The organism is Streptomyces sp. NPDC055400 (genome assembly GCF_053644375.1).
Window position 1 is genome coordinate 1 of record NZ_JBSHLM010000021.1, and the last position, 20,390, is coordinate 20,390.

Annotated in this window: 16 protein-coding genes; 7 read left to right on the forward strand and 9 right to left on the reverse strand. The window is 68.8% G+C overall.

Going from position 1 to position 20,390, the window contains the following annotated elements; all coding sequences use genetic code 11:
* Nucleotides 1-324: 324 nt before the first annotated feature.
* The 3 genes from ACWIGU_RS40265 to thyX form a co-directional block, all read right to left on the reverse strand.
* Complete coding sequence (locus tag ACWIGU_RS40265) at nt 325-2,010, reverse strand: ribonuclease J (RefSeq protein WP_362908625.1); 1,686 nt, start codon at nt 2,008-2,010, stop codon at nt 325-327.
* 136 nt (nt 2,011-2,146) lie between these two features.
* Nucleotides 2,147-3,046 (reverse strand): 4-hydroxy-tetrahydrodipicolinate synthase, encoded by a 900-nt coding sequence (dapA, locus tag ACWIGU_RS40270; RefSeq protein ID WP_356282380.1) that lies wholly within the window; start codon nt 3,044-3,046, stop codon nt 2,147-2,149.
* Nucleotides 3,047-3,254: 208 nt separating this feature from the next.
* A complete protein-coding gene (gene thyX, locus ACWIGU_RS40275) occupies nt 3,255-3,995 on the reverse strand; it encodes an FAD-dependent thymidylate synthase (RefSeq protein ID WP_100595173.1) in 741 nt (246 codons plus the stop codon).
* Nucleotides 3,996-4,270: 275 nt separating this feature from the next.
* On the opposite strand from thyX, the gene ACWIGU_RS40280 reads away from it, so the two are divergent.
* Both ACWIGU_RS40280 and ACWIGU_RS40285 read left to right on the forward strand, forming a co-directional pair.
* Nucleotides 4,271-4,510 (forward strand): hypothetical protein, encoded by a 240-nt coding sequence (locus ACWIGU_RS40280; RefSeq protein ID WP_376537090.1) that lies wholly within the window; start codon nt 4,271-4,273, stop codon nt 4,508-4,510.
* Nucleotides 4,511-4,615: 105 nt separating this feature from the next.
* Nucleotides 4,616-5,176: a PH domain-containing protein gene (locus ACWIGU_RS40285; RefSeq protein ID WP_454406796.1), complete on the forward strand. Its 561-nt coding sequence runs from the start codon at nt 4,616-4,618 to the stop codon at nt 5,174-5,176.
* A 72-nt stretch (nt 5,177-5,248) separates the two neighbouring features.
* Here ACWIGU_RS40285 and ACWIGU_RS40290 read toward each other — a convergent pair whose 3' ends face one another.
* The 6 genes from ACWIGU_RS40290 to eccD form a co-directional block, all read right to left on the reverse strand.
* Entirely contained in the window at nt 5,249-5,701 is a 453-nt protein-coding gene (locus tag ACWIGU_RS40290; protein ID WP_329433839.1) for a hypothetical protein, read from the reverse strand.
* An 8-nt stretch (nt 5,702-5,709) separates the two neighbouring features.
* A complete protein-coding gene (gene dapB / locus ACWIGU_RS40295) occupies nt 5,710-6,465 on the reverse strand; it encodes a 4-hydroxy-tetrahydrodipicolinate reductase (protein ID WP_454406797.1) in 756 nt (251 codons plus the stop codon).
* A 36-nt stretch (nt 6,466-6,501) separates the two neighbouring features.
* Complete coding sequence (locus ACWIGU_RS40300; protein ID WP_356282368.1) at nt 6,502-7,881, reverse strand: M16 family metallopeptidase; 1,380 nt, start codon at nt 7,879-7,881, stop codon at nt 6,502-6,504.
* Nucleotides 7,878-10,094, reverse strand: coding sequence for a polyribonucleotide nucleotidyltransferase (locus ACWIGU_RS40305; protein ID WP_454406799.1), 2,217 nt, complete (start codon nt 10,092-10,094; stop codon nt 7,878-7,880). The genes ACWIGU_RS40300 and ACWIGU_RS40305 overlap by 4 nt, the downstream gene beginning before the upstream one ends.
* Before the next feature lie 369 nt (nt 10,095-10,463).
* Nucleotides 10,464-10,751 carry a 30S ribosomal protein S15 gene (rpsO, locus tag ACWIGU_RS40310; protein WP_116509164.1) on the reverse strand — a complete coding sequence of 96 codons (288 nt, stop codon included), beginning with the start codon at nt 10,749-10,751 and terminating at the stop codon, nt 10,464-10,466.
* 191 nt (nt 10,752-10,942) lie between these two features.
* The gene (gene eccD, locus ACWIGU_RS40315) at nt 10,943-12,457 is read right to left on the reverse strand and encodes a type VII secretion integral membrane protein EccD (RefSeq protein WP_454406800.1); all 1,515 of its coding nucleotides are present in this window, start codon (nt 12,455-12,457) and stop codon (nt 10,943-10,945) included.
* 314 nt (nt 12,458-12,771) lie between these two features.
* Here eccD and eccCa point away from each other — a divergent pair, with 314 nt between their 5' ends.
* The 5 genes from eccCa to ACWIGU_RS40340 all read left to right on the forward strand — a co-directional run bounded on the left by eccCa (nt 12,772) and on the right by ACWIGU_RS40340 (nt 20,385).
* The gene (eccCa, locus tag ACWIGU_RS40320; RefSeq protein WP_454406801.1) at nt 12,772-16,740 is read left to right on the forward strand and encodes a type VII secretion protein EccCa; all 3,969 of its coding nucleotides are present in this window, start codon (nt 12,772-12,774) and stop codon (nt 16,738-16,740) included.
* A gap of 148 nt (nt 16,741-16,888) precedes the next feature.
* Nucleotides 16,889-17,338: a hypothetical protein gene (locus ACWIGU_RS40325; RefSeq protein ID WP_454406802.1), complete on the forward strand. Its 450-nt coding sequence runs from the start codon at nt 16,889-16,891 to the stop codon at nt 17,336-17,338.
* A complete protein-coding gene (locus ACWIGU_RS40330; RefSeq protein WP_454406803.1) occupies nt 17,338-19,407 on the forward strand; it encodes a hypothetical protein in 2,070 nt (689 codons plus the stop codon). Before ACWIGU_RS40325 ends, ACWIGU_RS40330 begins: the two co-directional genes overlap by 1 nt.
* Before the next feature lie 95 nt (nt 19,408-19,502).
* Nucleotides 19,503-19,943: a hypothetical protein gene (locus ACWIGU_RS40335; RefSeq protein ID WP_454406804.1), complete on the forward strand. Its 441-nt coding sequence runs from the start codon at nt 19,503-19,505 to the stop codon at nt 19,941-19,943.
* Nucleotides 19,944-20,052: 109 nt separating this feature from the next.
* Entirely contained in the window at nt 20,053-20,385 is a 333-nt protein-coding gene (locus ACWIGU_RS40340; protein ID WP_454406805.1) for a DUF397 domain-containing protein, read from the forward strand.
* The last annotated feature ends 5 nt before the right edge of the window (nt 20,386-20,390 follow it).

Sequence of the window (20,390 nt, forward strand, 5' to 3'; positions counted from 1 at the left end):
ACGCTTCCTTTGTACTCACCCGAGAGACTCTCTCAGGCTTTCCTCCGGGCAGTTTCCCTTCGGTCTTGCGTTTCCGACTCTATCAGACTCTTTCGTGTCCGATTTCCTCGGCGCCTTTCAGGTTTCCGCTCCGGCCTTTCGGCTTTTCGCGTTTCCCTTTCCGGCGGTTCCGACTTTATCAGAGATTCTGAGTCGGAATTTCCGGCCCACTCGGGGAGTTTCAATCGGGCACGTGAGTGCGCCGGGTTCCCCTCGGGCGGAGCCGTAAACCTACTGGAGCGGGGCGCCTCGATGCAAATCGAGGCGCCCCGCTCCGACGGTGCGTCAGACCTCCACGACGACCGGGAGGATCATCGGTCGCCGACGGTAGGTGTCGGAGACCCACTTGCCCAGCGTGCGGCGGATGAGCTGCTGCAGCTGGTGGGGTTCGACGACACCGTCCTGGGCCGACTTGTCCAGGACTTCCTGGATCCGCGGCATGACGGCGCTGAACGCCGAGTCGTCGATGCCGGAGCCACGCGCCTGGATGGTCGGGCCGCTGGTGATCTTGCCGGTGCTGGAGTCCACCACGACGAAGACCGAGATGATGCCCTCGTCGCCGAGGATCTTGCGGTCCTTGAGCGCGGGTTCGCCGACGTCGCCGACCGAAAGGCCGTCCACGTAGACGTAACCGGCCTGGACCTTGCCGACGATTCTGGCCTTGCCGCCGACGAGGTCGACGACGACGCCGTCCTCGGCGATCACGATGCGGTCGTGCGGGACGCCGGTGAGGGCGCCGAGTTCGGCGTTGGCGCGCAGGTGGCGCCATTCGCCGTGGACCGGCATCAGGTTCTTCGGCTTGCAGATGTTGTAGAAGTACAGCAGCTCGCCGGCCGAGGCGTGGCCCGAGACGTGGACCTTGGCGTTGCCCTTGTGGACGACGTTCGCGCCCCAGCGGGTCAGGCCGTTGATGACGCGGTAGACCGCGTTCTCGTTGCCCGGGATCAGGGACGACGCCAGGATCACCGTGTCGCCGGAGACGATCCGGATCTGGTGGTCGCGGTTGGCCATGCGCGACAGCGCGGCCATCGGTTCGCCCTGCGAGCCGGTGCAGACGAGGACGATCTCGTTGTCCGGGAGGTCGTCGAGCGTCTTGACGTCCACGACCAGGCCCGGCGGGACCTTCAGATAACCGAGGTCACGGGCGATGCCCATGTTGCGCACCATCGAGCGGCCGACGAAGGCGACCCGGCGGCCGTACTCGTGAGCGGCGTCCAGGATCTGCTGGATGCGGTGCACGTGGCTGGCGAAGGACGCGACGATGATGCGCTTCTGAGCGCCCGCGAAGACGCCGCGGATCACGTTCGAGATGTCGCGCTCGGGCGGGACGAAGCCCGGGACCTCGGCGTTCGTCGAGTCGGTGAGCAGAAGGTCAATGCCTTCCTCGCCGAGCTTGGCGAACGTGGGGAGGTCCGTGAGGCGGCGGTCCAGCGGGAGCTGGTCCATCTTGAAGTCGCCGGTGTGGACGACCATGCCGGCCGGCGTGCGGATGGCGACCGCGAGCGCGTCCGGGATGGAGTGGTTGACCGCCACGAACTGGCAGTCGAAGGGGCCCAGGCGTTCGCGGTCGCCCTCGGCGACCTCGAGCGTGTACGGGCGGATGCGGTGCTCCTGGAGCTTCGCCTCGATGAGAGCGAGCGTCAGCTTGGAGCCGATCAGCGGGATGTCCGGCTTCTCGCGCAGGAGGTACGGGACGCCGCCGATGTGGTCCTCGTGGCCGTGCGTGAGCACGATGCCGTCGATGTCGTCGAGGCGGTCCCTGATGGACGTGAAGTCCGGCAGGATCAGGTCGATGCCGGGCTGCTCCTCCTCGGGGAAGAGCACGCCGCAGTCGACGATGAGCAGGCGGCCGTCGTACTCGAAGACCGTCATGTTGCGGCCGATCTCACCGAGGCCGCCGAGCGGGGTGACGCGCAGGCCGCCCTTCGGGAGCTTCGGCGGGGCGCCGAGTTCAGGATGCGGATGACTCAAAAGACTCTCCTCACCACGCGCGCCACGTACCTGTTAGGCACGTGGCGCGCGTGACGTTCGTGCAGTAGCAGTTGTCTTGTGTTGGGCGCAGGAGCTGTGTCCTGCGGGCGTGCGTATTCAGTTGTGAAGTCTGTGTTTAGAGCTGTACCCCGCCCGCGGCGAGATCGATCTTGAGCTGGGCGGTCTCGTCGGGCGTCAGCTCCACGAGGGGCAGGCGCAGCGGACCGGCGGGCTGGCCCTGGAGGGCGAGTGCCGCCTTGGTCGTGATGACGCCCTGCGTGCGGAACATGCCGGTGAAGACCGGGAGCAGCTTCTGGTGGATCTCGGTGGCCTTCTGCACGTCGCCGCTGACGAACGCGTCGAGCATGGCGCGCAGGTCGGGGGTGACGACATGGCCGACGACGGAGACGAAGCCGACCGCGCCCACGGAGAGCAGCGGCAGGTTGAGCATGTCGTCGCCGGAGTACCAGGCGAGGCCGGAGCGGGCGATGGCCCAGCTGGCGCGGCCGAGGTCGCCCTTGGCGTCCTTGTTGGCGACGATGCGCGGGTGCTCCGCGAGACGGACGATCGTCTCGGTGTTGATGGGTACGCCGCTGCGGCCCGGGATGTCGTACAGCATCACCGGCAGCTCGGTGGCGTCGGCGATCGCGGTGAAGTGTCGCAGGAGGCCTTCCTGCGGGGGCTTGTTGTAGTACGGCGTCACCGTGAGCAGGCCGTGCGCTCCGGCCTTTTCGGCGGCGCGGGCGAGCTCGATGCTGTGGCGGGTGTCGTTCGTACCGACGCCGGCGATGACATGGGCGCGGTCGCCGACCGCCTGTCGTACGGCTCGTACGAGATCCGCTTTCTCCGCGTCGCTGGTGGTCGGGGACTCGCCGGTGGTGCCGTTGACGACGAGTCCGTCGTTGCCTGCGTCCACCAGGTGGGCGGCGAGTCGCTGCGCGCCGTCGAGGTCAAGTGCGCCGTCCGCCGCGAACGGCGTGACCATAGCGGTGAGGACCCGCCCGAAGGGGGTCTGCGGAGTGGAGGTCGGAGCCATGGGTAATACGCTACTCGCTGCTCAGCGCGCGGTCCCCCCTCGGGGGATGTCAGGGGGTGTGGCGGGGGTGGATCCCGGCACTGCCTGCTCGGGGGTTCAAGCAGTGCCGGGTCCGTTTGATCAGGCTAGATGAACTTTCCGAAATGCCGCAATACGGACGCTTCGCACGGCTGAACCGTACATCTGTACCGAATCCACGTTTCCCTGACTACGGCGCGACCCGGCCGTTCCCGTTGAATGCGGCGTAGGTGAGCGGCATGAGCTTGGCCCACTCCGCCTCCATCTTCTCGCCGACCATCTCGATCTCCCGCTGCGGGAAGGACGGGACCTTGGCCAGCTCGTGCTGGGTGCGCAGGCCGAGGAAGTGCATCAGGGAGCGTGCGTTGCACGTCGCGTACATCGAGGAGAAAAGGCCGACCGGGAGGACGGAACGGGCCACCTCGCGGGCGACGCCCGCGGCGAGCATCTCCTGGTACGCCTCGTACGCCTGGCGGTACGAGTCCTCCATCACGCGGCCGGTGAGCTCCTGCTGGCCCTGCGTGCCCTCGACGAACTGGTACTTGCCGGGGCGGCCCTGCTGCACCAGCTTGCGGGAGGCCTCCGGGACGTAGAAGACCGGCTGGAGCTCCCTGTAGCGGCCCGACTCCTCGTTGTACGACCAGCCCGCGCGGTGTCGCATGAACTCGCGGAACACGAAGATCGGGGCGTTGATGAAGAACGTCATCGAGTTGTGCTCGAAGGGGCTGCCGTGACGGTCCCGCATCAGGAAGTTGATCAGGCCCTTGGAGCGCTCCGGGTCCTTGGTCAGCTCGTCGAGGGACTGCTCTCCCGCGGTGGAGACGCGGGCGGCGAACAGCACGTCGGTATCGCTCGCGGTGTGCTTGACCAGCTCGACCGTCACGTCGCCGCGGAAGGTCGGCTTGAGGTCGTCAGCAGGGGTTTCGGTCACGGTTCGAGGGGTCCTTCCATCACTTCGCTCGGGCGGCGCCCACTCTACGGGCAGGCTCTGACAACGGGGCATTCGGTCGCGCCTCGCGACATTCCGATCCGAACATCGCCGAACTTCTGCTAATTCGGCGAAACTGGGCACCTTTTGGGGCATCCGTGCGTCTGTATGGGTAGCGGGGCGGTTCGTTCGCCGCTCCCGGCGCTCTGACCCCACTCGATGGCCGGAGCCGTTCCATGATCCGAACGTTTCGATCTTGACGAGGAGAAGCAGCACCCATGTTCCGTCGGCGCGAGCCCGTTCCGTTCGCCTTCATCGCCGAAGCCGACAAGTTCCGCAGTAACGTCACTCCGCCCCCGCGCGAACGCGCGTCGGCCGGCCAGATCGCCGGTCGCTCGCTCGTCGGCCTCACCGTCGTCGCCGGGCTCGTGGGCGCCCTGCTCCTGGGGATGCCCGCCCTGTCGTCCGGTCAGGCACCGGCACACACGCAGCAGTCCCAAGCGTCCGACGGTCGCTGACCGGCCTGCCCCCGTCCGGCCCCCCAGGGGTGGAAGGCAGGCGCACGCCTAGGTAGCCTCACCGGGCACAGCCCGAATACAGCGTGGATTGAGTGAGGACCAGTCGTGCCCCTGCCCTTCCTGACGGCCGACCGCGCTTTTGACGAGGTGGCCGACGACGTCGCGCTGCCTTTCGACGATCGCGACCAATGGCGGCGTCCCTACCGGCCGGGGCCGTGGCGCGTGGGATTCGCCGCACTGCTCCTGCTGCTCGCCTCGTACGTCATGTTCGCCGCGGTGATCATCGCCTTCACGGGTGGTCTCGGCGGGGGCGCGGCGTGCGGTCTCATCGCGCTGCTCATCATCGGAGCGGCCTTGCGGCTGCTGCGGATGGGTACGTGGGTGAGCGCGCACGGCCTGCGCCGTGTGGCCTTCTTCCAGACCCAGACGGTTCCGTGGGCCCAGGTCGTGACGGTCCGCACGGTCCAGCAGCCGGTCCGCTGGCTCGGACTCCCCCGCACGGTGCAGGGGCAGGCGCTGCTCCTCGTACGGCGGGACAAGGCCGATGAGAGCTCGGCCCTGGTCACCAGTCACGGCGCGGACTTCCTCGCGAGGACCGAGGCCTTCGACCGGGCGGCGGACACGATCGAGGTGTGGGCCGAGGAGTACCGGCCGCAGCACGCCTGAACGACGCATACGTGAAGGGCCGCGCCGGAACACCGGCGCGGCCCTTCACGTGTACTCGGGACTCACATGTCCTCAGACGCTGACCGTCCTGCCCTCCTGGAGGGCGATGGCTCGCTGCATCGCCTTGCGGGCGCGCGGGGTGTCGCGGGCGTCGCGGTAGGCCACGGCGAGGCGGAACCAGCAGCGCCAGTCCCCCGGAGTGTCCTCGGTCTCCGCCTTGCGGCGGGCGAAGACCTCGTCGGCGGAGTCGCGGTCGATGCGGCCGTACTGGTCGCGCCGCAGCTCGTCCACGGGCAGGCCGCCCTCGGCCTCCAGGAGCTCGGCGAGGCGGTTCGCCTTGCGGACGAACTGGGTGTTGGCCCAGAGGAACCACAGGCCGATCACCGGCAGGATCAGCACGGCCACGCCGAACGTGACGGTGAGCAGGGTGCCCTGCTCGATGAGGAGCAGGCCGCGGCTGCCGACCAGGACGAAGTAGAAGACCAGGACGAGGGCGGTGACGAGGTAGGTGAGCTTTGCGCGCATGAGGTCCGTCAGACGTTCAGGTCGAGGAAGTGTTCCAGGCCGAAGGTGAGGCCGGGAGCGGTCACGACGCGGCGGGCGCCGAGCAGGATGCCCGGCATGAAGCTGCTGTGGTGCAGCGAGTCGTGGCGGATGGTCAGCGTCTCGCCCTCGCCGCCCAGGAGGACCTCCTGGTGGGCGAGGAGGCCGCGCATGCGCACGGAGTGGACCGGGACGCCGTCGACGTCCGCGCCGCGGGCGCCGTCGAGAGCGGTGGCCGTGGCGTCCGGCTGCGGCGCGCTGCCGGCCTTCTCGCGGGCCGCCGCGATGAGCTGCGCCGTACGGGCGGCCGTGCCGCTGGGCGCGTCCACCTTCTTCGGGTGGTGCAGCTCGATGACCTCGACGGACTCGAAGTAGGGCGCCGCGGCCTCGGCGAACTTCATGGTGAGGACGGCCCCGATGGAGAAGTTCGGGGCGATGAGCACACCGGTCCGCGGGGAGTCCGCGAGCCAGGTGGTGAGCTTGGCGAGACGGTCCTCGGTCCAGCCGGTGGTGCCGACGACGGCGTGGATGCCGTGGCGTACGCAGAAGTCGAGGTTGTCCATCACCGAGTCGGGCGTGGTCAGTTCGACCGCGACCTGGGCGCCGGACTCCGTGAGGGTCTCCAGCTTGTCGCCCCGGCCGAGCGCCGCGACCAGTTCCATGTCGTCGGCGGCCTCGACGGCCCGTACGGCCTCGGAGCCGATGCGGCCCCCGGCGCCGAGGACCGCCACGCGCAGCTTGCTCATCTTCTTCGTTCCTTACGCGAGTTGCGAACGGGTGGGCTACGCCACCGCTTCGTGCAGGCGCGCCGCCTGCTTGTCCTTGAGCGGGCCGATGACCGACAGCGAGGGGCGCTGCCCCAGGATGTCGCGGGCCACCGCGCGCACCTCGTCGGGGGTGACCGAAGCGATCTCCTCCAGCATGTCGCTGACGGACATCTGCTCGCCCCAGCAGAGCTCGCTCTTGCCGATGCGGTTCATGAGCGCGCCGGTGTCCTCGAGGCCGAGGACGGTGGAGCCGGAGAGCTGGCCGATGGCGCGGCCGATCTCGTCGTCGGACAGGCCGTGCTCCGCGACGTGGGTGAGCTCGTCGCGGCAGATCTTGAGCACGTCGTGGACCTGGCTGGGCCGGCATCCCGCGTAGACCCCGAAGAGGCCGCAGTCCGCGAAGCCCGACGTGTACGAGTACACGCTGTAGGCGAGGCCGCGCTTCTCCCTGACCTCCTGGAAGAGGCGGGACGACATGCCGCCGCCCAGGGCGGTGTTGAGGACGCCCATGGCCCAGCGGCGCTCGTCGGTGCGGGCGAGGCCCGGCATGCCGAGGATGACGTGGGCCTGCTCGGTCTTGCGGCCGAGGAGCTCCATGCGGCCGGCCGCGCGCAGGGGCTTGCGGCCGTCGCGCGGGGCCATGGGGACGGCGTCGGTGCGGGTGAGGGCGCCGGCCTTCTCGAAGGCGGCGCGGACCTGGCGTACGACCTTGTTGTGGTCGACGTTGCCCGCGGCAGCGACGACGAGGTGCGTCGGGTCGTAGTGCTTCTTGTAGAAGCGGGCGATCTGGCCGCGGTTCAGTGCGTTGATCGTGTCGACCGTGCCGAGGACCGGGCGTCCGAGCGGGGTGTCGCCGAGCATGGTGTGCGCGAACAGGTCGTGCACGCAGTCGCCCGGGTCGTCCTCCGTCATCGCGATCTCTTCGAGGATCACGCCGCGCTCGGCGTCGACGTCCGCTTCCTCGATGAGGGAGCCGGTCAGCATGTCGCAGACGACGTCGATCGCGAGGGGGAGGTCGGTGTCGAGCACGCGCGCGTAGTAGCACGTGTACTCCTTCGCCGTGAAGGCGTTCATCTCGCCGCCGACCGCGTCGATCATGGAGGAGATGTCGAGGGCGCTCCGGCGGGAGGTGCCCTTGAAGAGGAGGTGCTCGAGGTAATGCGTCGCGCCGTTCAGCGTGGGCGTCTCGTCGCGGGAGCCGACGTTCGCCCAGATACCGAAGGTCGCGGAGCGTACGGAGGGCAGCGTCTCGGTGACGATGCGCAGGCCGCCGGGGAGGGTGGTCCTACGGACCGTACCGATGCCGTTCTCGCCCTTGATCAGGGTTTGGGTACGGGCGACGGCCCGCGCCTCCGAGGAGGTGCGGGCCGTCGCCTTGGAGCTACGGGACGTCACTTGTCGGTGTCGTCCTTCGTCTCGTCGCCCTCTTCGCCCTCGACGACGGGGATGAGGGAGAGCTTGCCGCGGGAGTCGATCTCGGCGATCTCGACCTGGACCTTGGCGCCCACGCCGAGAACGTCCTCGACGTTCTCCACGCGCTTGCCGCCGGCCAGCTTGCGGATCTGCGAGATGTGCAGCAGGCCGTCCTTGCCCGGGAGCAGGGACACGAACGCACCGAAGGTCGTCGTCTTCACGACGGTGCCCAGGTAACGCTCGCCGACCTCCGGCATGGTCGGGTTGGCGATCGAGTTGATCGTGGCGCGGGCGGCCTCGGCCGCCGGGCCGTCGGCGGCACCGATGTAGATGGTGCCGTCGTCCTCGATCGTGATGTCGGCGCCGGTGTCCTCCTGGATCTGGTTGATCATCTTGCCCTTCGGGCCGATGACCTCACCGATCTTGTCCACGGGGATCTTGACCGTGATGATCCGCGGGGCGTTCGGGGACATCTCGTCCGGCGTGTCGATCGCTTCCATCATCACGTCGAGGATGTGGAGGCGGGCGTCGCGGGCCTGCTTGAGGGCCGCGGCCAGGACGGAGGCCGGGATGCCGTCCAGCTTGGTGTCGAGCTGGAGGGCGGTGACGAAGTCCTTGGTGCCGGCGACCTTGAAGTCCATGTCACCGAAGGCGTCCTCCGCACCGAGGATGTCGGTGAGGGCGACGTAGTGCGTCTCGCCCTTGATCTCCTGGGAGATCAGGCCCATGGCGATACCGGCGACGGGGGCCTTCAGCGGCACACCGGCGTTCAGCAGCGACATGGTGGAGGCGCAGACCGAGCCCATGGACGTCGAGCCGTTGGAACCGAGGGCCTCGGAGACCTGACGGATCGCGTACGGGAACTCCTCGCGCGTCGGCAGGACCGGCACGATGGCGCGCTCGGCGAGCGCGCCGTGGCCGATCTCGCGGCGCTTCGGGGCGCCGACGCGGCCCGTCTCGCCGACCGAGTAAGGCGGGAAGTTGTAGTTGTGCATGTAGCGCTTGCGGGTCACCGGGGAAAGGGTGTCCAGCTGCTGCTCCATGCGGAGCATGTTGAGGGTGGTGACGCCCAGGATCTGGGTCTCGCCACGCTCGAAGAGCGCCGAGCCGTGCACGCGCGGGATGGCCTCGACCTCGGCGGCGAGCGTACGGATGTCCGTGACGCCCCGGCCGTCGATGCGGACCTTGTCCTTGATGACGCGCTCGCGGACCAGGGACTTCGTCAGCGCGCGGTACGCCGCCGAGATCTCCTTCTCGCGGCCCTCGAACTTCGGGAGCAGCTTCTCGGCGGCCAGACCCTTGACGCGGTCCAGCTCGGCCTCGCGGTCCTGCTTGCCGGCGATGGTGAGCGCCTGGGCGAGCTCGGTCCTGACGGCGGCCGTGAGGGCCTCGAGCACGTCGTCCTCGAAGTCGAGGAAGATCGGGAACTCGCCGGTCGGCTTGGCGGCCTTGGCGGCCAGCTCCGACTGGGCCTTGCAGAGGACCTTGATGAAGGGCTTCGCGGCCTCGAGACCGGCGGCGACGACCTCTTCGGTCGGCGCCTGGGCGCCGCCCTTGACGAGCTCGATGGTCTTCTCGGTGGCCTCGGCCTCGACCATCATGATCGCGACGTCGCCGTCCTCGAGGACGCGACCGGCGACGACCATGTCGAAGACGGCGTCCTCGAGCTCGGTGTGCGTCGGGAACGCGACCCACTGGCCCTTGATCAGCGCGACACGGGTGCCGCCGACCGGGCCGGAGAAGGGCAGGCCGGCCAGCTGCGTGGAGCAGGAGGCGGCGTTGATGGCGACCACGTCGTACAGGTGGTCGGGGTTGAGCGCCATGACCGTCTCGACGACCTGGATCTCGTTGCGAAGGCCCTTCTTGAAGGACGGACGCAGCGGGCGGTCGATGAGGCGGCAGGTCAGGACCGCGTCCTCGGAGGGACGGCCCTCACGGCGGAAGAAGGAGCCGGGGATCTTGCCGGCCGAGTACATCCGCTCCTCGACGTCCACCGTGAGGGGGAAGAAGTCGAGCTGGTCCTTGGGCTTCTTCGAAGCGCTCGTGGCCGACAGCACCATGGTGTCGTCGTCCAGGTACGCCACGGCGGAGCCGGCGGCCTGACGGGCCAGACGGCCCGTCTCGAAGCGGATGGTGCGGGTGCCGAAAGTGCCGTTGTCGATGACGGCCTCGGCGTAGTGGGTCTCGTTCTCCACTAGCGTTTTCTCCGTTACTTTTCGTCTTTTGTCCCGTTCCGCCCGTGTGGCGGAGGGACGGGGCCGGAGAAGCGCGCGCCTTGTGTGCGGGCCGGTCTTCGATCGAAGCACCCGGGGTGGACGGGATCCGTCTCCCGGGGGCCACTACCGAGGACCGGCGGCGGCGAGGGTGCGCTTCTCCTCGTGCGGTGATGCGTCGCGGTGATGCGGTGCAACTGGGTGCGGTGCATCGAAGCGACGCATGCATGTGGTGATGCGTGCGGTGGTGCTTTTGTTCGCGTGTCCAGACTACAAAGGGGCTGTGACACTTCGCACGTACAGCAAAGGGAGCGGCCCCCTGTCGGTGGGAACCGCTCCCTTCACGGCGTCTTAGCGGGCGCCGGCCGCACCACGGCGGATGCCGAGGCGCTCGACCAGCGTACGGAAGCGCTGGATGTCCTTCTTGGCCAGGTACTGCAGAAGGCGGCGACGCTGGCCGACCAGGATCAGCAGACCACGACGGGAGTGGTGGTCGTGCTTGTGCGTCTTGAGGTGCTCGGTCAGGTCCGAGATCCGGCGGGACAGCATGGCGACCTGGACCTCGGGGGAGCCGGTGTCGCCCTCCTTCTGGCCGAACTCGGTGATGATCTGCTTCTTCGTAGCGGCGTCGAGCGACACGCGTACTCCTCGTAGTCTTTTCGTGGCCACCGAGTGCCCCTGGTCCACATCTCAGGGGAGCTTCCGTTACTCGGGAGGCGAGGTCCGCTGGGCGCAGTCTTCAGATTCCGGAGAACCGGAGACCTGAGGGCGCGTACACAAACGGCCGTCACACAGCGTACCAGCCGCTCCGTGTGGACCCGACCGTCCGGTCAGCCGGTCATGGAGCGGGCCTTCGCGTACACGTCGAAGACGGCGAGCGTCAGCGGGACCAGCGTGAGCAGGACGAACGTCTCCGCGATCTCCATGAAGCGTCCCCAGAAGGGGCTCACTCCGCGGCGGGGCGTGATCAGGCCGATCGATGTGATCAGTGCCGTGGCCGCCGCGATCACCGCGACGAGCCAGACCGTGCGGATGTCGAGGGCGGTGCTGTCACCCTTCCTGAAGAAGTCGTCCAGGTAGTCCAGCGGCGGGTGGAGCGAGAGGCCGAGGCCCAGCAGGACGAGGGCGGCGAGTCCTGCCGCGAGGAGGGAGGCGACCTGCGCGGTGTAGCGGAAGAGCTGGGCGCGCATCAGCATCGCGACGCCGGTGGCGAAGGCGAGGAGCTGGCCCCATACGTCGTGCGAGAAGCCGAGGACGGCAGCGGCGCCGACGGACACCAGGGCGCAGCCGCCGACCAGGCCGACGAGCAGCTCGTGGCCGCGGCGGGCCTGGGCCGCGATGCGGTCGGCCTCGACGGGCTCCTGGTTCGCGGGGTCGTCGCCGTACTCGCCGCGGGCCATGCTCGGGGGTTCGAAGCCGATGGGCAGGCGGGCGAAGCGCATGGACAGGCCCGGCAGGAACGCGAGGGCCCCTACGGAGAGCGGCGCGCACAGGCCGGCGGTCTCCACGGCCGTCAGGTCCGTGAGGATGGCGATGAAGGTCGTGAGTACGCCGACTGCCGACGCGAAGACGAAGGCCACGAAGGGACCGTCGCCGCCCGGCGAGACCAGGGTGAGGACCACGGAGGCGAGCAGTACGGCCGTGCAGGCCAGCAGGAACTGGAGCCTGCCGATTCCCTGGTGGTCGGCAAGGGGCAGCAGGCCGGAGCCCGCCACCGCCACGTTCGGCAGGGCGCCGAGGCCGAGCGCGATGGCCGAGCCGCGGTCGTCGTAGACCCTGGCGCGGACGCAGGCGAGGACGACGAGGAGGAGGCCGGCCACCGCGGCGAGGACACCCTGGAGGCTGTGCATGTTGTGGTGCGGCTCGGCCGTCCACGTGACGAAGGCCAGGAGCGCGGGCAGGACACCGCCGCCGATGAGTCCGGCGCCGCGGGTCAGGTCGCCGTTCCACAGGGTGCGGTCGCGGGTGACGGCCGAGGCGACCGCTTCGGAGACGTCGTCGAAGACGGCCGGCGGCAGCGACTCGGAGAACGGGCGCAGGGTGAGCAGCTCGCCGTCGAGGATCCGCTGCGCGGCGAACGACCGGGCGCTGTCGAGGACGGTGCCGTCACGGCGTACGAGGTGGTAGCCGACCGGTGCGCCCTCGGCGGGGCTCTGCTGGGAGAGCCGCAGGATTTCCGGATTGAGGTCGGCGACCGGGACGTCGTCGGGCAGTGCCACGTCGATCCGGCTGTCGGGCGCGACGATGGTGACGCGGCAGAAGCCGAGGCCCGTGCCGGCCCCCGAAGGGGCTCCGGTGCCCGCTCCGCCGGTCGCGCCGGCCGTCGCGGAAGCGGAAGCCGTCATGCTCACCTGCTGTTCCCCCTCGGTTGGTGTGTCCGGTGATGCAGCCGGATGTGGAGGTGTTGTGTACGCCGCTCGCGCGCGTCCCCGCTGCCCGTCAACGAGGCTTCCAGGACCGGCGTTGAAGGTCCCGCTCGCTCCCGACCGCGTGAAATGCCCTGATTTCTCGGGCGATCCACGGCCCTCGACTGCACCTCCGGCACCCTACCGCCCACCGTTGTCAGTGACCGTCAGTAGGATCGCAAATCACGATCGACGTCCGCCTGACACGGGGCGGCGGACGGAACACCTCGGTCCGGCAAGGGAATTGGTGCTTAGTGAGTCACATCGTCGTGAAGCGCCCGCCTCGGGCGCTGCCGTCCGAAGTGCCCACAGAAGAGGTGGTCCTGCAGCCTCCGCCCGAGCTGCCACGGGGGCAGCAGGAAGGCGCGATGATGCAGCTCCTGCCGATGCTCGGCATGGGCGGATCCGTCGTGTTCTTCTTCAATCCCAGCGCGCAGCCGTTCATGAAGATCATGGGCATGGTGATGATCGCGTCGACCCTGGGCATGGGCATCGCGATGCTGGTGCGCTACCGGCGCGGCTCGCAGGGCCAGATGTCGGACATGCGCCGTGACTATCTGCGTTATCTGTCGCAAACCCGGCGCGACGCCACGAAGACCGCGAGGAAGCAACGCGACGCGCAGTACTACCTGCACCCCTCCCCCGAGCAGTTGTGGGCGCTCGTCGCCGAGGGCAGCCGCGTCTGGGAGCGGCGCACGGGCGACGAGGACTTCGGGCAGGTGCGCGTCGGCCTCGGCCCGCAGGGGCTCGCCACTCCGCTGGTGCCCCCGCAGACCGCGCCCGTGGACGAGTTGGAGCCGCTGACGGCGGGCGCCATGCAGCGCTTCCTCGCCGCGCACGGCACGCTCGAGGACCTGCCGATGGCGGTCTCGCTGCGGGCCTTCTACCACGTGACGGTCAGCGGTGAGCCGCAGACGGTGCGCGGCACGGCCCGCGCCGTCGTCGCCTCGCTCGCGTCGCTGCACTCCCCCCAAGACCTGGTGATTGCCGTGGCGACGGGCCGGGAGGCCGCGCCGCAGTGGGAGTGGGCCAAGTGGCTTCCGCACAGCCAGGCCGCGGGCCAGACGGACGGCGCCGGCAGCCGCCGTCTGATCACCACCGACCCGATGGAGCTGGAGGCGATGCTGACCACGCGCCTCCAGGGCCGTCCGCGCTTCCATCCCGGTGGTGCGCCCGTCCCCGAGCAGCCGCACCTCGTCGTCGTGCTCGACGGCGTGTCCCTGCCGCCGATGTCGATGCTGGCCAGCCCCGAGGGCCTGCAGGGTGTGTCCGTGGTCGAGGTCGTTCCCGGTGACCTGACGGCGGGCCGCGGCGACCTTTCGATCGTCGTTCAGCCCCGCTCCCTGACGCTGGAGTCGGCGCACGGCATGGTCTACGAGGGCACGCCCGACCTGCTGTCGTACGAGGCCGCGGACGCGCTGGCGCGGCAGTTGGCGCCCCTGCGCATGGCCTCGGGCGGCGACGACGACGAGCCGCTGCTGGCGAACCTGGACTTCACGGATCTGCTGAGCCTCGGCGACGCCGCGTCCGTGGACACCAAGCGCACGTGGCGCCCGCGCTCGCAGGCGGAGCGGCTGCGCGTGCCGATCGGCGTCGGCGAGGACGGCCGGCCCGTCATGCTCGACCTCAAGGAAGCGGCCCAGGAGGGCATGGGCCCGCACGGCCTGTGTGTCGGTGCGACGGGTTCCGGAAAGTCGGAGCTCCTGCGCACCCTCGTCCTCGGCCTCGCGGTCACGCACTCCTCCGAGACGCTGAACTTCGTACTCGCCGACTTCAAGGGCGGTGCGACGTTCGCGGGCATGGCCCAGATGCCGCACGTCGCCGCGGTCATCACCAACCTCGCGGACGACCTGACGCTCGTCGACCGCATGGGCGACTCCATCCGCGGTGAGCTCAACCGCCGCCAGGAGATGCTCCGCGACGCGGGCAACTACGCGAACATCCACGACTACGAGAAGGCGCGCGCGGCCGGCGCCCCGCTCCAGCCGATCCCGTCGCTCGTCCTGGTGATCGACGAGTTCAGCGAGCTGTTGACGGCCAAGCCCGACTTCATCGAGATGTTCGTGCAGATCGGCCGCATCGGCCGGTCCCTGGGCGTGCATCTGCTCCTCGCCTCTCAGCGCCTCGAAGAGGGCCGGCTGCGCGGCCTGGAGACCTACCTCTCGTACCGGATCGGTCTGCGGACGTTCTCCGCCGCCGAGTCCCGCGCGGCGCTCGGCGTGCCCGACGCGTACGAGCTGCCGAACGTGCCGGGTTCCGGCTTCCTGAAGTACGGCACGGACGAGATGGTCCGCTTCAAGGCGGCGTACGTGTCCGGGACCTATCGCTCCGGTTCCGCGCAGACCGCGGTGGCGGGCGGGCCGCTCCCGGTGGACCGGCGCCCGGTGCTGTTCACGGCGGCCGAGGTGCCGGTGCAGTACGTGGCCGTGCCCCAGCAGCGCGCCGAGACCACGCCCACGACCGACGACGCGCTCTCGGACACCGTGCTCGACGTGATCGTGCGCCGGCTCGAGGCACAGGGTCCGGCGGCCCATCAGGTGTGGCTGCCGCCGCTGGACAGCCCGCCGTCGCTCGACAGCCTCCTTCCCGGCCTCGCCGCCGTACAGGGCCGCGGGCTCACGCAGCCCGGCTACGAGGGCGCGGGGCGGCTCATCGTCCCGGCCGGCCTCGTCGACAAGCCGTACGAGCAGCGGCGCGACCCGCTGTGGTGCGACTTCTCGGGTGCGGCCGGCCATATGCAGATCCTGGGCGGCCCGCAGTCCGGCAAGTCGACACTGCTGCGTTCACTCATCGCCTCGTTCGCCCTGACGCACACCCCGTACGAAGTGCAGTTCTACGGGCTCGACTTCGGTGGTGGCGGTCTGTCGGCCGTCGCCGGGCTGCCGCACGTCGGCGGGGTGGCCTCGCGCCTCGACCCCGAGAAGGTGCGCCGCACGGTCGCCGAGGTCTACGGCGTGATGATGCGCCGCGAGGAGTACTTCCGCTCCTCCGGCATCGCCTCGATCGGCGACTTCCGCGCACGCAGGGCGCGCGGCGACATCTCCGTCACCGACCAGCCGTGGGGTGACGTCTTCCTCGTCATCGACGGCTGGGGCAACTTCCGTACGGACTACGAGGGTCTGGAGCCCGCGGTGCTCGACATCGCGGCCCGCGGCCTGGGCTACGGCATCCACCTGGTGCTGACGGCCTCGCGGTCCATGGAGGTCAGGGCGAACATGAAGGACCACCTCATGAACCGCCTCGAGCTGCGGCTCGGCGACACGATGGACTCCGAGTTCGACCGCAAGGTCGCGGCGAACGTGCCGACGGGCGTGCCCGGCCGCGGCCAGTCGCCGCAGAAGCAGCACTTCATGGCGGCGGTCCCCCGGATCGACGGCCTCTCGTCGGACACGGACCTGGCCGAGGCCACGGCGGCGCTGACCGCCGAGGTGACCCGGCACTGGACGGCGCCCGGCGCCCCCGAAGTGCGGCTGCTCCCACGTGAGTTCGCGGCGGACCGGCTGCCCCCGGGGAACCTGTTCCCGGACCGCGGCGTGTCCTTCGCGCTCGACGAGGACAACCTGGAGCCGGTGTTCCTCGACTTCGAACAGGACCCGTTCTTCCTCATCTTCGGAGAGAGCGAGTCCGGCAAGTCGAACCTGCTGCGCCTGCTCATCAAGCGCCTCACCGAGCGCTACGACGGCGACTCCTGCAAGCTCTTCGTGGTCGACAACCGCCGCGCCCTGCTGGACGTGACCCCGCCCTCGCACCTGGCGGAGTACATCCCCATGTCGAACTCGATGGGGCACCACATGGACGCGCTCGCCGACCTCATGCAGCGGCGTACGCCGACGGCCGAGGTGACGGCGCAGCAGCTGAGGGACCGCAGCTGGTGGCGCGGTCCGAACGTCTTCGTGATCATCGACGACTACGACCTGGTGTCCACGTCGAGCGGGAACCCGCTGTCGGGCCTCACCGAACTGCTCCCGTTCGCGCGGGACGTCGGTGTCCGCTTCATCATCGCCCGCTCCTCGGCGGGCGGCGGCCGGGCCGCGTACGAGCCGTTCATCCAGCGGATGAAGGAGCTCGGCGCCCAGGGCCTCGTCCTCGCGGGCGACCCCGGCGAGGGCGACCTGATCGGCGGAGTGCGGCCCCGGCCGATGCCGGCGGGGCGTGGCGTGTTCGTCTCGCGCAAGCGGGGGAAGCCGTTGGTCCAGACGGGACTGGTCCCGTCCGACCAGTGATGTATTGAGATCGTCATGGTTGGGCAAGGTCGCTTGAACTGACCAGGTCGCTCTGGTCAGTTGGATGTGCTGTGAAGTGCCCGTCTCCTTCCACGAGGGAGACGGGCGCAAGGGGAGCACAACAGTGACACGGGGAAGGGGTCAGCAGATGGCCTGGGACGAGTGGGAACAGCTCAAGGCGGAAGCCCTGCACAAGGGGAACGCCCAGATGCAGTTGAACCAGCTTGCCGACCCGGGCGGCGGCGGTGGGGGGAGTCCTCAGGGCGACCTGACGGTCGACTTCCCTGATCTGGCCGCGATCGGAGATGCCGCGTTCCGGCTGCGTACCCGCATGGACCGGGAGAGCGACCACGCCCGGATCTCCTCGATGAAGGCCGCCGGGGGGCTCAAGTCGGAGTTCGCCGTCGGCAAGGCCCTGGACCATGTGGCTGAGCGCTGGGTGGACCAGGTGCAGTCCCTCCTCGACGCCTGCGCCCACATCTCGAACCACCTCGACTACACCAAGGGCGCGCACAAGGGCGACGAGGAGCACATCTACGGCGTCATCAGCAGCATCTCCACCCTGGACAAGGGCTTTGACGAGAAGCGAGGCAACTGATGGACCTCGATGCGCTCCGTTACGGCAACTTTTCCGCCCTGGGTGAGGCTGTCGGCGACTGGGAGGAAATGGTCGTCAACCTCAAGTCCCTCCAGGACGACGCCGAGCGTGATCTCAAGGCCAAGGCCGACAGAGCGAACTGGCACGGCGCCAACGCCACGGTGTCGCGTGAGTTCGTGGACAAGACCGCCGGGGAGTTCGCCGATGCGCATACGCAGGCCAACTCCATCGCCAAAATCCTCGGCGACACCCGTGGCGAACTGATCGACTACCGGCAGCAGCTGAACGACGCGATAGACCGCGGGATGAAGAAGAACCTCACGGTGGTGGACTCCGGGAACGGCGGGTTCACCGTCACCATGAACATCCATCCCGACCGCGCCGCGAAAGGCACGTCGGTTCCTGAGCACTCCGTGCAGGACGTCACCGACCTCCGCGACGAGGTACAGCGGATCATGAGTGGCGCCACGGAGAGCGACAACACTGCCGCCAAGGCCCTCAATCTCATCGTGGACCAGGCCACGTACGGCTTCTCCGGGGCTGACTACAGCGACCGGGACGGGGCCGCGAAGGCCATGAAGGAAGCCGATGACCTGGCCAACCTGATGAAGAACAAGGGGGACGACATGTCCCCCGAGGAGTTCGACCGGCTCAACGCCTCCATGGCCAGGTACAAGAACGACCCGCTGTTCCAGGAAGAGTTCGCCAAGACCCTCGGGCCCAAGGGCACCCTCGACTTCTGGGCCGACCTCTCCGACCCCTCGGACGGCGGTGACCTGCAGCGAGCCCGCCACGACCAGCTCGGCGACTTCCAGAAGAATCTCGGCATGACGCTCGCCGGCGCGACGCAGTCCGACTCGGCCGACATGCAGTCCTGGAAGGACCGCATGGTCGACCTCGGGGGCCAGACGGTCCAGACGAGGGGCAGCAACGTCTACGGCTTCCAGTTGATGAGCAACATCATGCGGACCGGTGACTACGACGACGACTTCATGAACAAGTACGGCAACGCGCTGGTCGCGACCGAGAAGAAGATGAAGCTCCCCGACCACTACTGGCAGGGAGCCGGCGGGCCGCCGATGCCGAAGATGAACTTCATCGGTGAGGACTTCGGCCGTGATCCGATGACGGGCTTCATGACCGGTCTCTCCAACAGTCCGGACGCTGCGACCGAGTTCTTCAACGAGACGCATCCGCAGGACAACGCGGAATGGGTACTGAAGGAGCGGCACACGTTCGACGACACCCCGCTCGACGACGGGGACGGGAACCATTCACGGGACGCGACCGGCAAGGCTCTCCTCGCGGCCACGAGCGGCATGAATCCGAACGACCCCAATGCCACGTACGTGGAGCACACTCCGGAGAACCGCCAGGCCCTCGACCGGTCACTCAAGTACCTGTCCGAGACCGGCGACGACTTCCCCCGTGAGATGCGCGACGACATGGCGAAGGTCCTGGTGAACTACGGGGACGAAACGCACAACACGATGAGTTCCCAGGCCGACCATCCCGACGACCCCAGGCAGCTCGACCGGCACCAGCTCCTCGAAGTGACCAAGCAGATCTCCCGTGACCAGGACTCCTACGGACTGCTGAACGACGGGCTGAACCGCGAGATCGTCCACGACATCAACACCGATCACCCGAGTGATCCCAAGGAGACGCTGCAGCGGGCCGGTGCGACCGTCGGCTTCCTGGAGGAGGCGCGCTACCAGGCGCTGGACACCGACAAGGAAGACCCGTCCTGGAAGGCGAAGTGGGCCTACCACGGCATCGGCGGCGCGGTGAACTTCATTCCGGTGGTCGGCGACGCCGCACAGCGCGGCGTCGACGCACTGACCTATCAGTGGCAGCAGGACGAACAGGGCCGCATCGACGACGAGAACCACCAGCAGAACGGCAAGACGTTCACGGGCCGTGAAGGCCAGCTGGAATCCCTGGCGAAGATCTGGGCCACGGCCAACCCCGGCCAGACCGAGAACAATTCCTACACGTTGACCAACGAGATCAACGCGGCTGCCTTTGACGGCAACGCGCGGGCTCGGGGACTGGCGGGCGATCAGTGAGGCAGGGTGGTCTGTCCAAGGCGTTGGGTGCCGTCGCGATCCTGGCGGTGTTCACGGCTTCGGCTTGCACGGGCTCGTCCGGGAAGGACTACGCGGTGCCCAAGGCCGTATGCGGAGTCCCGGTGAGGTCCGGCCTGCTGTCCCCTCTCCTCCCCGACGGGGGGAAACTCACAGAACGGGACTACAACTTCGGTCCCACGCAGTCCCGTTGCCAGTTGAAGGTCGACGGGAACCTCGTCGTGTACTTCTCCGGCGACGTGGTGCCGGCCGGCACCGATGTCATCGCCGTGAACGAGCGGGGCATGCGGGGCCTCGGCCACCCCGCCGGCGCGGACATCGGCCGGACCGCCCGCATCGCGGACCGCGGAGCCCTGGCCGTGGACAGATGCGTGTACGGCGGGAAACAACAGCAGTTCGTCGCGAACATCGAGTTGAAGCAACAGGCGACCGACGACGTACCCAAGCGGCGCGACGCGCTCCGCGCCCTCCTGAAGGCGTATCTTCCGGCGGCGATGAAGGACGTGGGCTGCGGCTGAAGCCGAGTACCCGTGGGGGTGCAAGTCGCGTGACGCGCCGCGCGCCCCCGGCCGCCCCAAGTAGGCTTGCCGCACGGCAGGTACGTATATCGGGAAGGGGCCCCGGATCATGGCCGAGGCAGCGCAGGACGCCGAGCAGGGTGCGGGAACCAACGAGGCCGGGGAGTCCCCCGAGGACGTCGCGGCGCGCAAGGAGCGGGAGAAGAACGAGCTCTACGCCCTCGACATCTCCGACGTCACCTGGCACAGCGCCCCCGGCACCGAGGATCACGAGGAACGCGTCGAAATCGCGTACCTGCCGGCGGGCGCCGTGGCCATGCGTTCTTCGATGGAACCGGAGACGGTGCTGCGCTACACGGAGGCGGAGTGGACTGCGTTCGTGCTGGGGGCTCGGGACGGGGAGTTCGATCTGGAGGATGCGGCGGGGTCGGACGCCGGGTAGAGGAG